This is a genomic window from Stenotrophomonas sp. G4 (assembly GCF_003428825.1).
Lineage (GTDB): Bacteria > Pseudomonadota > Gammaproteobacteria > Xanthomonadales > Xanthomonadaceae > Stenotrophomonas > Stenotrophomonas indicatrix.
Window position 1 is genome coordinate 4,067,329 of sequence record NZ_CP031741.1, and the last position, 15,746, is coordinate 4,083,074.

12 protein-coding genes are annotated in these 15,746 nt (G+C 66.9%); 2 read left to right on the top strand and 10 right to left on the bottom strand.

Going from position 1 to position 15,746, the window contains the following annotated elements; all coding sequences use genetic code 11:
• Window positions 1–2: 2 nt before the first annotated feature.
• From aceK to D0Y85_RS18685, 10 genes are all read right to left on the bottom strand, one after another.
• Window positions 3–1,733, bottom strand: a complete 1,731-nt coding sequence (gene aceK / locus D0Y85_RS18640) for a bifunctional isocitrate dehydrogenase kinase/phosphatase (protein ID WP_117311565.1) — start codon at window positions 1,731–1,733, stop codon at window positions 3–5.
• Between the two features lie 145 nt (window positions 1,734–1,878).
• Complete coding sequence (locus D0Y85_RS18645; RefSeq protein WP_089237314.1) at window positions 1,879–2,238, bottom strand: hypothetical protein; 360 nt, start codon at window positions 2,236–2,238, stop codon at window positions 1,879–1,881.
• A 52-nt stretch (window positions 2,239–2,290) separates the two neighbouring features.
• Window positions 2,291–2,707 (bottom strand): roadblock/LC7 domain-containing protein, encoded by a 417-nt coding sequence (locus tag D0Y85_RS18650; protein ID WP_117311566.1) that lies wholly within the window; start codon window positions 2,705–2,707, stop codon window positions 2,291–2,293.
• Window positions 2,700–3,248 carry an ATP/GTP-binding protein gene (locus D0Y85_RS18655; RefSeq protein WP_025878599.1) on the bottom strand — a complete coding sequence of 183 codons (549 nt, stop codon included), beginning with the start codon at window positions 3,246–3,248 and terminating at the stop codon, window positions 2,700–2,702. The genes D0Y85_RS18650 and D0Y85_RS18655 overlap by 8 nt, the downstream gene beginning before the upstream one ends.
• A complete protein-coding gene (locus tag D0Y85_RS18660) occupies window positions 3,241–4,188 on the bottom strand; it encodes a hypothetical protein (RefSeq protein WP_117311567.1) in 948 nt (315 codons plus the stop codon). Before D0Y85_RS18660 ends, D0Y85_RS18655 begins: the two co-directional genes overlap by 8 nt.
• 302 nt (window positions 4,189–4,490) lie before the next feature.
• Window positions 4,491–6,713 (bottom strand): NADP-dependent isocitrate dehydrogenase, encoded by a 2,223-nt coding sequence (locus D0Y85_RS18665; RefSeq protein WP_117311568.1) that lies wholly within the window; start codon window positions 6,711–6,713, stop codon window positions 4,491–4,493.
• Window positions 6,714–7,084: 371 nt separating this feature from the next.
• Window positions 7,085–7,588 (bottom strand): hypothetical protein, encoded by a 504-nt coding sequence (locus D0Y85_RS18670; protein WP_025878596.1) that lies wholly within the window; start codon window positions 7,586–7,588, stop codon window positions 7,085–7,087.
• A 47-nt stretch (window positions 7,589–7,635) separates the two neighbouring features.
• Window positions 7,636–7,929, bottom strand: coding sequence for a LysM peptidoglycan-binding domain-containing protein (locus D0Y85_RS18675; protein ID WP_117311569.1), 294 nt, complete (start codon window positions 7,927–7,929; stop codon window positions 7,636–7,638).
• A gap of 248 nt (window positions 7,930–8,177) precedes the next feature.
• Complete coding sequence (gene queF / locus D0Y85_RS18680) at window positions 8,178–8,996, bottom strand: NADPH-dependent 7-cyano-7-deazaguanine reductase QueF (RefSeq protein ID WP_117311570.1); 819 nt, start codon at window positions 8,994–8,996, stop codon at window positions 8,178–8,180.
• A gap of 697 nt (window positions 8,997–9,693) precedes the next feature.
• The gene (locus D0Y85_RS18685) at window positions 9,694–11,013 is read right to left on the bottom strand and encodes a M20 family metallopeptidase (protein WP_025874644.1); all 1,320 of its coding nucleotides are present in this window, start codon (window positions 11,011–11,013) and stop codon (window positions 9,694–9,696) included.
• A gap of 185 nt (window positions 11,014–11,198) precedes the next feature.
• Between D0Y85_RS18685 and D0Y85_RS18690 the strand changes: the two genes are divergently transcribed.
• Both D0Y85_RS18690 and D0Y85_RS18695 read left to right on the top strand, forming a co-directional pair.
• Window positions 11,199–12,437 (top strand): efflux RND transporter periplasmic adaptor subunit, encoded by a 1,239-nt coding sequence (locus D0Y85_RS18690; RefSeq protein ID WP_117311571.1) that lies wholly within the window; start codon window positions 11,199–11,201, stop codon window positions 12,435–12,437.
• Window positions 12,438–12,511: 74 nt separating this feature from the next.
• Window positions 12,512–15,745: an efflux RND transporter permease subunit gene (locus tag D0Y85_RS18695; protein ID WP_025874642.1), complete on the top strand. Its 3,234-nt coding sequence runs from the start codon at window positions 12,512–12,514 to the stop codon at window positions 15,743–15,745.
• Window position 15,746 lies beyond the last annotated feature (1 nt).

Consider the following 15,746-nt stretch of genomic DNA (forward strand, 5'->3'; position numbering starts at 1 on the left):
GATCACGCCAATCGCTGCGCAGCCGAGTACGGTGGTGTGTCCGGATAGTCGCCCGCCGCAAAGCGCGCCTGCAGCCCCTGCCACCAGGCGGGATCGAACAGGTGGCGATAGTGCTCGCGCACCGCCGCCAGTTCCTGCGCGGGCAAGCCCATGAACGGTCCGAACCGCTCAGGGAAAACATCGCGCGGCCCCACATGGAACCAGGGCTCATCGGCCATCGCTTCCTCTGCGGAGCTTGGCTTGGGCCAGGCCCGGAAGACGCAGTCGCTGACCAGACACAATTCGTCGTAGTCGTAGAACACGGCACGGCCGTGGCGCGACACGCCGAAGTTCTTCGGCAGCATGTCACCGGGGAAGATGTTGTTGCGCGCCATGTCGGTGATCGCCTGCGCGTAGTCGAGTACGGCTGCACGCACCGCCTCGCCAGCCTGTTCGCGCAGATAGAGATTCAGTGGCCGGAAGCGGCGCTGCACGTAGCACAACGCGATCTCCACCTCGTCGCCATCCACGCGCACGCTCTGCGCGCACTGCTGCAGCAGTTCGTCCAGCAACGCCGGAGCGAAGCGTTCGCGCGGGAAACGCAGGTGCCGGTAGGGTTGTGCGTCAAGCAGGCGACCGACGCGGTCGAGGTTGAACACCAGGGCGTACTTTTCCTCCACCTGCTGACGCGACATCGCCTTGGGCCAGGCGAAACGGTCGCGGATCAGCTTGAACACCAGCGGGTAGCTGGGCAGGGTGAACACCGCCATGACCATGCCCGGCGTGCCTTCGGCATGCGCCAGACGCTCGTTGGGGTGTTCATTGAAGTGGCGGAAGAACGTCCGGTAGCGCTCGGTCTTGCCCTGTTTGGCGCGTCCGAGCACGGTATAGATCTCGTCGATCGGCTTGCCCGGCAGCAGGCTGCGCAGGAACACCACCGCATCGCCAACCGTGCCCAGATCGGCCTGGAAATAGCTGCGCGACACGCCGAACAGATGGGCCACATCGCGCCGCCGGGTCAGCACGGCATCGGCGCGCAGGCCCTGGTCGTCGTTGACCAGCGCGATCACGCACGGCGAGAAACGGTGTTCACCGAACACGCGCCCGACCAGATAGGCGCGACGCTCGCGGTAGAACACGGTGTCGAGCAGTTCGATGCTGCGTACCGGCGTGTCGCCCCAGTGCGCCAGGTCATCCTGCAGGCGCACGGCAATGGCGGCGGCACAGCGCAGCTGGTGCGCATACGGAACATCGAAGCGGTAGTCGGCCAGCACCCGTTGCAGCGCCTCTACCGGCCGCGTCGGCGATACCGCGTAGGTGTGCCGCGCCACCGGATGGGTGATCGCATCGGAGGGCTCGACATCGAAGGCGATGAACTCCACTTCCGGGTCCACACCGCGGATGGCGAACAGCCGCCGCGACAGCGTGTTGTAGAAGGTCTTGTAGAGCTCGGCGTCGATCAGGCCCGGCAGCAGGGCACTGAAGTGCGCGTGCACCTGCAGCCACAGCGCGCGTTCGCTGATGGCGTCACCGGCCAGCCGCCGCAGCGCATCCATCTGCTCGGCGATGCACTGGTCGTACAGGGCGATGCGCTCGACCGCATCGTGGCGCGCCGCCGCCCAGTCGCGCTGCTGGAAACGCACCCGGGCACGCGCCGTGATCGCGGCGAAGCGGGCGTGATACTGCTCGAAACCATCGCGGATGGCCTCGGCGATGCGCGGTGCCAGTTCGGTTGCAGTGACAGGATCGGACATGCACGACGTATCCGGGGGAACCGACCTCACCATACGCTGGCGTGTGTGATGTCGTCGAGCGTGCAGACGGCGCCGGCCGCTGGCCGGCACCGTCTGGGCACCCCGAGGATGCAGGCAGTTGCCGGCAAGCGGCCGGCACTACCCTTCAGATCGCCAGTTCGGCCTCCACGTCCTGCACCTTGCGCCGCGCCAGGGCAAGGTTGGACTTGGCGCGGTCCAGTACGATGTAGAAGAACAGGCCCTTCTTCTTCGCCACCGGGCGCATGATGTGGTACGCCTTGCCGAGCGAGATCAGGATGTCCTCGATGCCATCGTTGAGGTTGAGCGAGGCGGCGGTTTTCATCTTCGCGCGGATCACTTCAGTGTTGCCGGCCGCCGCCACTTCCATGTCCATGCCCGAACCGGCCTCGCCCAGCAGCATGCCGCTTTCGTAGTCGACCAGCGCCACGGCCTGCGCGCCATCGATACCCATCAGTGCAGTCAACGAATCATTCAATCCAGCCACGTTGCACCCCTTTCAATGTTGGTTCGAGCCCCTCGTTCCCCCGCGGCCGGGCTCACGATCCGCTGAGTTCGGCCAGGATCGCCTGGCCACATTCCCTGCTCTGCCACAGCACCTGGCCGATCACGCTGCGCTGGTCGCAGGCGGCCATCAGCAGCAGCGGCGCGCGCGCCTCGGCCTGGATGGCCAGCATCAGCACCTTGCCGCCGGCGGCCTCCAGCATCAGTGTCTGCAGATCGCCCAGTGCCAGTTCGCGCCCCACTGCTGCGGCCAGGGCCAGCATCGCGCTGGTCATCGCCGCCAGGCGTTCGCCACGCCCCTCCGCACCTGCGCTGACCAGGGCAAAGCCATCGACGCTGGCCAGCACCACGGTGCGCACCCCTTCCACCCGCTGCTGCAGGTCCTGCAGCAGCGGCCGCAGGCGCTCGCGCTGCTGCGCGTCCGGCAACGGCGTGCCTTGTCCATCAGCCATGTGCGGCCACCAGTGCATGCGCTTCCATTTCGCTCATCAGTACGTCCATCAGCAGCAGTCCTTGTTCGCGATCACGGGCATCCACCGCCAGCAGCGGCAGCGGCTGGCCATCGAGCCGGGCACGCTCGGCCCAGTCATCCAGTGCCGCTGCCGGCACCTGGTCAAGATGGGTCACCGCCACCACCAGGGCCAATGCAGGGCCGAACGGGCGCAGCACCTGCAGGTAGGCGTCCAGCTCAGCGGCCACCCCGGCGCGGCGCGCGTCCAGCAGCAACACCGCGCCGCGCGCACCCTGCAGCAGGATCGGCCACAGGAAATCAAAGCGCTGCTGGCCAGGCGTGCCATACAGGCGCAGCCTCTCGCCGTTGGGCAGGTCGATATCGGCGTAGTCCAGCGCCACCGTGGTCGAAGCCTTGTCGGCACCCGCGCGGTCGCTGTTGGCTACGTCGGTGTCGACCACCGCACCGGCGGCGATGCTGCGTACCAATGTCGACTTGCCGCTGCCCATGCCACCGAGCACCACCACTTTGTGCTCACGCATCGCGATCACTCCCGCGCAGCGTGCGCCACAGGCGTGCGAGCAGGCCGTTGTCAGCAGTGTTGGCACGCGCACCCGCCAGCGGTACTGCAGGTGCGACCTGCAGCTGCGCATAACCGCACAGGTAGGCGGCATGGATGAAATCGCGCACGGCGGCGGCGGGAAGATCCAGCAGCATCGCGCATTCGTCCACCGTGCAGGCACGCTTGAGCAGCAGCGAACAGAGACGGAAGCCATCGTGATCGTGGCCGAGCACGCGGAAGTCCGGCCAGCGCAGCAGCTTCACCGACGCCCCGCGCAGGCGCTCATCCAACGCCTGCCAGTGACGGCTGCGCTGCGCCCATTGCCACAGCAACGGACGCAACGGCAGTCGCGTGCGGTCACCCGCCAGGGCCTGCAGCTGCGCCGGCAGCAGCGCATCCAGATACAGGTGCTCGAAGCCCTGCGCCAGCCGTTCCACCAGCACCGTAGCCGGCTCGTGCAGCAGCACCGCCTGGTCCTGTTCCAGATCCAGCAGCAGCAGCGGCTCTGCGCCCTCGCCCAGCAGCGCCTGGCCCTGCCGCGATGGCAGCCGCTCGCGCAGCAGGCGGGTGATGGCGTGCGCGCCGTCAGCCAGGCGGATCGGTGTCGCTTCGGTGCCGGTCTGCATGCCGCGCAGCGCCCGTCCTATCGCGCCATCATCCAGTACGTCCTGGCCGCCATCGCCTTCGCGCAACTGGCCGCCGAGGTCCTCGATCCAGCAGTGCAGGCGGGGGCGCTGCTGGCGCATGCGCAGTGCCGCGTTGCGCAGCGCCGGCGTATCGCGGATCACCAGCAGATCGCAGTCGTCCAGGTCCTGGCTGCGGCGGATCTGCCCGTCCGGCAGCGCCGAGGCCAGCCGCAGCCTCTGCAGCAGGGCCTGTTCGCCCTGGATGTCGGTCCCCACTACGAGCACGCGTGCCATCCGTGTTCCCCGTGCGACCACCTCCCCGGCGGTCTCGCATCGCCAAGGCTAGGCCATGGCTTGCCGCCATCGTCGTGATCGACTGCTCATATTGGTGGCAGTGGTGAACATGCATGCATCCGTTCTGCGACGGCCATCGCGGGCAAATTTCATGCCGTGTTGACAGCATTCCGACAGCCGATGGATTTCACGGTTTTGTGCAGCTCCCGCCCGCGCGTGGACGGGCATCGGCCGCATACGGGCAAAAAGAAACCCGCGCCGAGGCGCGGGTTCCTTCCAGGTCTCAACCGGGCGGCGATGAATCAGCCGCGCAGCTGCTCCAGCGCGGCATTGAAGGTCGCGCTCGGACGCATCGCGGCAGCGGCCTTGGCCACGTCCGGACGGTAGTAGCCGCCGATGTCCACGGCCTTGCCCTGCACCGCGATCAGCTCGTCAACGATCTTCTGCTCGTTGTCGGCCAGCGCCTTGGCCAGCGGAGCGAAGCGTGCCTGCAGTGCGGCATCTTCGTTCTGCGCTGCCAGGGCCTGCGCCCAGTACAGGGCGATATAGAAGTGGCTGCCACGGTTGTCGATGCCACCGAGCTTGCGCGACGGCGACTTGTCGTTGTCCAGGAACTGGCCGTTGGCCTCGTCCAGCGCCTTGGCCAGCACGCGGGCGGCAGCGTTGTCGTAGCGGTTGCCCAGATGCTCCAGCGACGCGGCCAGGGCCAGGAACTCACCCAGCGAATCCCAGCGCAGGTAGTCCTCTTCGACGAACTGCTGCACGTGCTTCGGCGCCGAACCGCCAGCACCGGTCTCGAACAGGCCGCCACCGGCCATCAGCGGCACGATCGACAGCATCTTGGCGCTGGTGCCCAGCTCCATGATCGGGAACAGATCGGTGAGGTAATCGCGCAGCACGTTGCCGGTCACCGAAATGGTGTCCTCGCCCTTGCGGATGCGGGCCAGCGAGAAGGTGGTCGCTTCCACCGGCGGCAGGATGCGGATGTCCAGGCCGGTGGTGTCGTGGTCCTTCAGGTACGTCTCGACCTTGGCGATGACCTGCGCATCGTGGGCGCGGGCGGCGTCCAGCCAGAACACGGCCGGGGTGCTGCTCAGGCGCGCGCGTTCGACGGCCAGCTTGACCCAGTCCTGGATCGGCGCGTCCTTGGTCTGGCACATGCGCCAGATGTCACCGGCTTCCACGGCGTGTTCGAACACCACGTTGCCGGCCTCGTCGGTGACCTTGACCACGCCGTCGGCAGCGATCTGGAAGGTCTTGTCGTGCGAGCCGTACTCTTCGGCCTTCTGCGCCATCAGGCCGACGTTGGGCACCGAGCCCATGGTGGCCGGGTTGAAGGCACCGTTGCTGCGGCAGTCGTCGATGACAGCCTGGTACACGCCGGCATAGCAGCGGTCCGGAATGACCGCCTTGGTGTCCTGCAGCTTGCCTTCGGCATTCCACATCTTGCCGGAGTCGCGGATCATCGCCGGCATCGAGGCGTCGACGATCACGTCGCTCGGCACGTGCAGGTTGGTGATGCCCTTGTCCGAGTTGACCATGGCCAGGCCCGGACGCTGCGCGTACTCGGCCTGCAGGTCGGCTTCGATGGCGGCACGGGTGGCTTCGGGCAGCGACGGCAGGCGCGCGACCAGGTCGCCGATGCCGTTGTTGGCATCGAAACCGGCCTGCTTGAGCGTGTCGGCGTGCTTGGCGAGCACGTCCTTGTAGAACTCGTTGACGACCACGCCGAACATGATCGGGTCGGAGACCTTCATCATGGTCGCCTTCAGGTGCAGCGAGAACAGTACGCCCTGCGACCTGGCGTCTTCGATCTGCGCATTGATGAAGGCGGCCAGCGCCTTGCGGCTCATCACTGCCGCGTCGACGATCTCACCGGCCTTGACCGCTGTCTTTTCCTTCAGCACGACGGTGCTGCCGTCCTTGCCGTGCAGGGTGATCTTCAGCGCGCCGGCGTTGGCCAGGGTGGCCGACTTCTCGCTGCCGTAGAAATCACCCGCGTCCATGTGCGCAACGTGCGACTTCGAATCGGACGCCCAGGCGCCCATGCGGTGCGGGTGCTTGCGGGCGTAGTTCTTCACCGACAGCGGCGCGCGCCGGTCGGAGTTGCCTTCGCGCAGCACCGGATTGACTGCGCTGCCCTTGACCTTGTCGTAGCGCGCCTTGTAGTCGCGCTGCTGGTCGTCGGCCGGGGTTTCCGGGTAATCGGGCAGCGGATAGCCCTGGTCCTGCAGTTCCTTGATGGCGGCCTTCAGCTGCGGCACCGAGGCGGAGATGTTCGGCAGCTTGATGATGTTGGCGTCGGGGGTGGTCGCCAGCTGGCCCAGCTCGGCCAGGTCATCGTTGACCTTCTGCGCATCGCTCAGCAGTTCCGGGAACAGCGACAGGATGCGGCCGGACAACGAGATGTCACGGGTTTCCACTGCGATGCCCGCGGTGGAGGTATAGGCGTCGACGATCGGCAGCAGCGACTGGGTGGCCAGGAACGGTGCTTCGTCGGTCAGCGTGTAGAGGATCTTGGACATGGGGGACTTGGACTCTGTAGCAGTGCTCAGGGGAAGGCCGGCGCCAGCGCCGGGCCACGTGCAACCGTGTCACTTTCCCCGCCGCCGTCAGGGTGGGCGCGCGCCGGGGAAACCCCTGCATTGTCGCGTTTTCAGCCGCGCGGGGCAAAGCCGTGCCATACGCGGCGGTACTGCATGCCGGCAACGCTGTGATCCATCCACGCATGGCGTGGGTCTGCGGAAACATCCCCGCGCGAGGATCGGCCAGGTATCCGCACCCGTAGATCCACGCCATGCGTGGATGAGGCCTTCCCGCAAAGCCGCCAACAAAAAAGGACGCAGCCTCGCGGCTGCGTCCATCGTGAGTCCAACCGGGAGAGAGTCGGCGGGACTTACTTGACCTCGAACTCCTGCGGCGTTCCGGCCGCCTTGCCATCAACCATGACTTCGGCGCGGTACTTGCCGGCCGGCCAGCCGTTGGCATTCTTGAAGGTGATGTTGGTGGTCTCTGCACCGCTGGTGTTCAGGGTCGCGTTCTGCTCGCCGGCCACCTGGCCATCCTGGAAGGTCAGCTTGGCGCCGACGGTGACATTGTTGGCCGCGCCATCGGTCTTCACCGAGACGATGACATCGTCCTTCGGCGCGAACAGGGCGGCGGTGGTCACCGACTTGTCAGCTGCGGCAGTCTTGCCGACAGTGACCGCCGATACCGCTACGGCCGATGCAGCCATCGGCGGCGGTGCGCCGGTCATCGGAGCGGGCGCCTCGGCCGGCGTGGTTGCCGCCGGAGCCGCGTTGTTGTCAGCGGTTTCTTCCTTCTTCTTGCAGCCCACCAGGGCGACGCTGCCCAGCAGCGCGGCCAGCAGGGCATTCTGAAGCGGGGTCGTCTTGATCATGCGGGGTTCCTCCAAGGATTGTTCGGACGGCGATGGGATCGCCGGTATTACTTCGGCGGCAGTTTCAGGGTCTGGCCCGGGAAGATCTTGTCCGGGTCGTCGAGTACATCGCGGTTGGCTTCGAAGATCTTCTTCCAGGCGTTGGCATCGCCCAGGTGCTGCTTGGCGATCTTCGACAGCGAATCCCCCTTCTGCACGGTGTAGGTGCCACCGCTGACCACCTCGGCGGTACTGTCCACCGAAGCACTGACGCCGGAAAAGTCCGCCTTGGGGACCTGCTGGGCGGTACTCTCGACGCTGCCACTGACGCCGGAGAAATCGGCTTTCTTCTCGGTACTCATCCACACACTCCCGTCTGTATGACTACATGGCTGGCACGGTGTCATAGAGGTTGTTAAATGGGGATGGTGCCGATGTGAAGCCGCCCCCCGGGGTGGCTGAACAATCGGGGCCCAACCGGTAGCGCCGGGCCATGGCGGGCGGCTCTGCATATGGCCGCTGCGCTCGCCGGGCATGGCCCGGCGCTACCTGTAAGGGCCGCTGCGCTCGCCGGGCATGGCCCGGCGCTACCTGTAACCGCCTGCGGCGGTTACTGCCGCAGTTCGCGGTAGGTCGCGGCCGGGGCGGCGATGCCGGGGCTGGCGCGCCACGGGTTGATGTCCAGGCCACCGCGACGGGTATAGCGGGCTTCGACTTCCAGCCACTGCGGCCGGCAGCGCGCGGACACTTCACTGAAGATGCGCTCAACGCACTGCTCATGGAACTCGGCGTGCTCGCGGTAGCTGACCAGGTAGCGCAGCAGGCCGGCACGATCGATCTGCGGGCCGCGGTAGCGCAGGCTGACGGTGGCCCAGTCCGGCTGGCCGGTGACCGGGCAGTTGGACTTCAGCAGCGCCGAGACCAGGGTCTCCTCCACCAGCGCATCGGCGTTGGCCGACAGGTAGTCCGCCTGCGGCGGGCCATAGCAGTCGATGTCCACCTCGAGGCCGTCGATCGACTCGCCCAGCGGTGATTCGCGCAACGCCGGCAGGCCGAACGTGACCTGGACCGGGGCGCCGGCGCAGGCCGACAGGTCGGCGACGAGGCGCTCGCGCAGGGCTTGGGCACTGTCGATGCGGGTGCTGTTGAGGGAGTTCAGGTACAGCTTGAACGACTTCGACTCGATCAGCCGCGGCGAGGTGCACGGCACCTGCACGGTGGCGACGGCGACCTGCGGTTTGCCACGCAGGTCGAGCCAGCTCAGTTCGAAGGCGTGCCAGCGGTCATGGCCGACGAAGGGCAGCGCGGCCTCGTCCAGACCGATCTCGGCGCGGGCGCCGACGCGCGGGATGGGAAACAGCAGGCCGGGATCGTACTGCGACGGGTAACTGACCTCGCGACCGAGGCTGGAATCCTGTGGGGTGTTCATGGTGCTTATTGTATCGCGCGCAGAGCGGGCCTTCGGCCGGGTCGGCCAACGGCGGAGCCCCTCCGTGGTGGGTGGGTTGGTCGGCAGAGCGGTCTATCGGGTTGGCCGGGAAGGTGGGTTGGCTGGGGGGACGCCGTGAATACGTCCTTGTAGGCTCGGGCGCCGCTTGCTCGTGTGCGCTGTCCTGCGCACACGGCAAGACCGGGGTTGGGCGTCCTGCCCAACCCGCCCGAGGCATGCCTCGGGCCCATGGCGCTTACGCCCCCAGCCAACCCACCCTCCCGGCCACGGTCAATTTCCCGCGCCACCACGGGAAAGATCAGGAAAGAATCAAAATCAAAAACAGGATCAAAAACCGATCCTTCAGCCATTCATGGCATCTGCCATCCACGCATGGCGTGGATCTACCGTGTCGACCAAGGGCGACACCCACCAACAGCCGCACAGAACGCCGTTCCGACAGATTGCGCAAACCTGTCGAAGGCGGGGTGGGTCCGGTTGCGGGGGTGTCCGCGGCATGGATGCCGCGGCCAAGCCCCCAGGGATGGGTTTACGGCGTCCCCCGCAACCGGACCCACCCCGCCGTCCCACGGATAGCCCGCTTCTGCTGTTGCTGTTGCTGTTGCTGTTGCTGTTGCCGGCCAGCGGCCGGCACTACCGCTTCGGCGGGCGCAGGGCGCAGCCCTGCCGGAAACCCTCAACCCGCCGGGGTGCCCGCACCATGCAGATAATCCAGGCTCACCTGCAGCAGCGCGCGGAATCCGACATCCAGCGCCTTCTCATCCAGCAGGAACTTCGGCGAATGGTTGGCCGGCGCCGTCGCCGGGTCGATGCCCACGCTGGTGGAGCCGACGAAGAAGAACATGCCCGGCACTTCCTTGGCATACAGCGAGAAATCCTCCGCGCCCATCTGCAGCGGCGGCTCGTACACGTTGTCCTTGCCCACCACCGCCTGCAGGCTCGGCAGCATCTTCGCGGTCAGCGCCGGGTCGTTCACCGTGGCCGGGTTGCCTTCCGATTCGTAGATGTCGGTCACCGCCTTGGCCCCATGCGCGGCAGCGGTGTGGTCGGCCACGTTGCGCAGGTCGGCGAAGATCTGCTGGCGCATGCCTTCGTCGAAGGTGCGGATGGTGCCGACCATCTCCACTTCATCGGGAATGATGTTGTAGCGGATGCCGCCGTTGATCGCGCCGAAGGTCAGCACCGCCGGCTGCTTGGACAGGTTGGCGCGGCGGCTGACGATGGTCTGTGCGGTGCCGATCAGGTCGGCAGTGGCAACAATCGGGTCTACGCCGTTCCATGGGGCCGAGCCATGGGTCTGGCGGCCGATCACCTTGATGCCGAAACGATCGGATGCGGCCATCAGCGGCCCACCACGCACTGCGATCTGCCCTGCCTGCACGCTGGAGAACACATGCAGGCCGAACACCGCCTCGGGCTTGAAGTCGGCAAACAGGCCTTCCTTCAGCATCAGCGCCGCCCCACCCTCTTCCGGCGGCGGTGCACCTTCTTCGGACGGCTGGAAGATCAGCATCACCTGGCCCGGCAGGTCCTTCTTCATCGCCACCAGCGCTTCGGCCACGCCCAGCAGGGTGGCGGTGTGCGCGTCATGGCCACAGGCGTGCATCACACCCACGGTCTGCCCGCGGTACTGCGCGGTGGCCTTGGAGGCGAACGGCAGGCCGGTCTGCTCGGTCACCGGCAGTGCGTCCATGTCCGCGCGCAGGGCGATCTTCGGGCCCGGCTTGCCGCCTTCGATGATCGCCACCACGCCGTGGTGGGCGATGCCGGTCTTCGGCTTCAGGCCCATCGCGCGCAGCCGCTTGGCAACCTCGGCGGAGGTGCGTTCCTCACGGTTGGACAGTTCCGGGTGCTGGTGGAAATCGCGGCGCCATTCAACCACCTTGGCCTGCAGGCGTTGTGCTGCGGCGGTCACTTCCGGGCGCTGCGCGTCCTCGGCGTGGGCAAGGGCCGGCAGGGCCAGCAGCAGGGCGGACAGCAGCAACGAACGGCGCATCTCGATCTCCACGGAAGGGGTCTGCACCTGAATGTAGGGCAACCTTGCCGTTACGGGAACCTCCAGCGTCGTCCATCTGTCTGAGCGCCCGTCCCATCCGTCATGCAGGAAACCCGGTGGGCCACAGGTATGCTTTGCGCATTGTCACCCGGGGTCTGCCCCGGCCAGCCCTCTTGGAGTCTTGAATGTCACGTGTTTGGAAGATCGTGCTGCTGGTCGTGGCGGTACTGGTGCTGGCCGTGGTGGGCCTGCGCGTACTCGGTGGCGGCAAGGACAAGGCTGCCGGGCAGCAGGCAGGCGCCGGCCAGGGGGGTGAAGATCCCGATGCCGGCCCGGTGCCGGTGACCGTGGTCGAGGCCGCGCGCCAGGACGTGCCGGTGTATGCCAGCGCACTGGGCACGGTGACCGCGATGAACACCGTGACGGTCAGCCCGCAGGTGGGTGGCCAGCTGATGAGCCTCAATTTCCGCGAAGGCCAGGAAGTGAAGAAGGGCGACGTGCTGGCGGTGATCGACCCGCGCACCGCCCAGGCCAGCTATGACCAGGCCGTTGCATCCAAGCGCCAGAACGAAGCCCTGCTGGCCACCGCACGTTCGAACTACCAGCGCTCGAACGCGCCGGAGTACCGCCAGTTCGTGGCCAAGACCGATCTGGATACACAACGAAACCAGGTGGCACAGTACGAAAGCGCAGTGGCAGCCAATGAAGCCAGCATGCGTTCGGCGCAGGTGCAGCTGCAGTACACCAAGGTCACCGCGCCGATCACCGGTATCGCCGGCATCCGCGCGGTCGACGCCGGCAACGTGGTCAGCGCCGGTACCGCACTGGTCACCCTGACCCAGATCCATCCGATCCACGTGCTGTTCAACCTGCCCGAACGCCAGCTCGGCGACGTGCGCCAGGCGCAGGCCGCCGGCAGCGTGCCGGTCGCAGCGCTGGACCGCGCCGATTCGCACGTGCTCAGCGGCGACGGCAAGCTGGATGTGGTCGACAACCTGATCAGCGCCGACAGCGGCACCTTCAAGGCGCGTGCGGTGTTCGACAACACCGACAACGGCCTGTGGCCGGGCCAGTTCGTCAATGTGCGCATGCAGCTGCGCACCATCGGCGGCGGCGTGGTGATCCCGACCCAGGCAGTGCTGCGTGGCCCGGACGGCGAGTACGTCTACGTCGTGCAGGGCGACAACACGGTGAAGATGCAGACCGTGCGCAGTGGCGTGGAAGTGGGCGACAGCCAGGTGCAGATCGCCGAAGGCCTGAAGGGCGGCGAGCGCGTGGTCAGCGAAGGCCAGTTCCGCCTGAAGCCGGGCAGCAAGGTGACCGCGCTGAAGCCGGGTGAAACCCCGGCCGCACCGACCGAGGCCGAACTGAAGGCCGCCGAACAGAAGAGTGGCGGCGGCCGCCGCGGTGGTGGCCCGCGCTGAGCGCAGGCCCCTGCTCTTCCCCGCGCCGGCGATCCCGCCGGCGCTGCCATTGAAGTGCCAGCAAGGATCAGTCCGTGGGCTTTTCGACGATCTTCATCCGCCGCCCGATTGCCACCTCGCTGTTGATGGCGGGCTTGTTGCTGCTGGGCATTCTCGGTTACCGCAAGCTGCCGGTGTCGGCGCTGCCGGAAATCGATGCGCCCAGCCTGGTGGTGACCACGCAGTACCCCGGTGCCAACGCCACCACCATGGCCTCGCTGGTGACTACGCCGCTGGAGCGCCAGTTCGGGCAGATCTCCGGGCTGGAACTGATGACCTCCGATTCCTCGGCGGGGTTGTCGACGATCATCCTGCAGTTCTCGATGGACCGCGACATCGACATCGCCGCACAGGACGTGCAGGCGGCGATCCGCCAGGCCACCCTGCCCTCGTCGCTGCCGTACCAGCCGGTCTACAACCGGGTGAACCCGGCCGACGCGGCCATCGTCACCCTCAAGCTGACCTCCGATACGCGGCCACTGCGCGACGTCAACAACTACGCTGACTCGATCCTCGCCCAGCGCCTGTCGCAGGTGCAGGGCGTGGGCCTGGTGTCGATCGCCGGCAACGTGCGTCCGGCCGTGCGCATCCAGGTCAATCCGGCGCAGCTGTCCAACATGGGCTTGACCCTGGAAGAGCTGCGCAGCGCGCTCACCCAGGCCAACGTCAATGCGCCGAAGGGCTCGCTGAACGGCAAGACCCAGTCCTACAGCATCGGCACCAACGACCAGCTGGCCAGCGCCGCCGAGTACCGCGACACCATCATCAGCTACAAGAACGGCCGCCCGGTGCGGCTGTCCGACGTGGCCGAAGTGATCGATGGCGTGGAGAACGACCAGCTGGCGGCATGGGCCGACGGCAAGCCGGCCGTGCTGCTGGAAGTGCGCCGGCAGCCGGGCGCCAACATCGTGCAGACCGTCGAGCGCATCCGCGCGCTGCTGCCGCAGCTGCAGGGCGTACTGCCGGCCGACGTGCACCTGGAGGTGTTCTCCGACCGTACCGAAACCATCCGCGCCTCGGTGCATGAAGTGCAGTTCACCCTGATCCTGACCATCGGCCTGGTGGTGGCGGTGATCTTCGTGTTCCTGCGCCGGTTCTGGGCCACCATCATTCCCTCGGTGGCGGTGCCGTTGTCGCTGGCCGGCACCTTCGCGGTGATGGCGTTTACCGGCATGTCGCTGGACAACCTCTCGCTGATGGCGCTGGTGGTGGCCACCGGCTTCGTGGTCGACGATGCGATCGTGATGATCGAGAACATCGTGCGCTACATCGAACAAGGCAAGAGCGGCAAGGAGGCGGCCGAGATCGGTGCGCGCCAGATCGGCTTCACCGTGCTGTCGCTGACGGTTTCACTGGTGGCGGTGTTCCTGCCGCTGCTGCTGATGCCCGGCGTCACCGGCCGCCTGTTCCACGAGTTCGCCTGGGTGCTGAGCATCGCCGTGGTGCTGTCGATGCTGATCTCGCTGACGCTCACCCCGATGATGTGCGCCTACCTGCTCAAGCCCGATGCACTGCCCGAGGGCGAAGACGCGCACGAACGTGCGGCCGCGGCCGGCAAGCAGAACCTGTGGACGCGCACCGTCGGCCTGTATGAGCGCAGCCTGGACTGGGTGCTGGAACACCAGCCCCTCACCTTGGCCGTGGCCGCTGCCGCGCTGGTACTGACCGTGCTGCTGTACGTGCTGATTCCCAAGGGCCTGCTGCCCGAACAGGACACCGGCCTGATCACCGCCGTGGTCCAGGCCGACCAGAACATCGCCTTCCCGCAGATGGAGCAACGCACCCAGCAGGTGGCCGAAGCGCTGCGCAGGGATCCGGACGTGACCGGCGTATCGGCCTTCATCGGTGCCGGCAGCATGAACCCCACGCTCAACCAGGGCCAGCTGTCGATCGTGCTGAAAGAGCGCGGCGAACGTGACGGGCTGGAAGACATCCTGCCGCGCCTGCAGAAATCCGTCGCCGGCATCCCCGGCGTGGCGCTGTACCTGAAGCCGGTACAGGACGTGACCCTGGACACCCGCGTGGCCGCCACCGAGTACCAGTACTCGCTGTCGGACGTGGACAGCGCGGAAGTCGCGCTGCAGGCCAACCGCCTGACCCAGGCGCTGCGCCAGCGCCCGGAACTGGCCGACGTCGACAACAACCTGTCCAACCAGGGCCGCGCACTGGAACTGAACATCGACCGCGACAAGGCCAGCGTGCTGGGCGTGCCGATGCAGACCATCGACGACACCCTCTACGATGCGTTCGGCCAGCGCCAGATCTCGACCATCTTCACCGAGCTCAACCAGTACCGCGTGGTGCTGGAAGTGGCGCCGCAGTTCCGCACCAGCACCGCGCTGATGGAACAGCTGGCGGTCGCCTCCAACGGCGCCGGCGCCCTCACCGGCACCAACGCGACCAGCTTCGGCCAGGTCACCTCGTCCAACTCGTCCACCGCCACCGGTATCGGTGCGCAGAACACCGGCATCACCGTCGGTGCGGGCGGCATCATCCCGTTGTCGGCGCTGGCCGAGGCGAAGGTCTCCAGCGCGCCGCTGCTGGTCAGCCACCAGCAGCAGCTTCCTGCGGTGACGGTCTCCTTCAACGTCGCGGCGGGCTATTCGCTGTCCGATGCGGTCAAGGCCATCGAAGAGACCAAGGCCAGCCTGGACATGCCGGCGCACGTGCATGCGCAGTTCATCGGCAAGGCCGCTGAATTCACCGGCAGCCAGACCGACGTGGTGTGGCTGCTGCTGGCCTCGCTGGTGGTGATCTACATCGTGCTGGGCGTGCTGTACGAGAGCTACATCCACCCGATCACGATCATCTCGACCCTGCCGCCGGCCGGCGTCGGTGCGCTGCTGGCATTGATGGTCTGTGGCCTGAGCCTGTCGGTGGACGGCATCGTCGGCATCGTGCTGCTGATCGGCATCGTCAAGAAGAACGGCATCATGATGGTCGACTTCGCCATCGAGGCGCGGCGCACCGGCGCCAACGCGCGCGAAGCCATCCGCCGCGCCTGCCTGCTGCGCTTCCGCCCGATCATGATGACCACCGCTGCAGCCATGCTTGGCGCGTTGCCGCTGGCGCTGGGCACCGGCATCGGCTCGGAACTGCGTCGGCCGCTGGGCATCGCCATCGTCGGCGGCCTGCTGCTGTCGCAGCTGGTAACCCTGTACACCACGCCGGTGATCTACCTGTACATGGAACGCTTCTCGGAATGGCTTGCCCGTCGCCGTGAACAGCGTGCGCTGCGCGATGGCACGGTGCAGGAGCCGCAGGCATGAC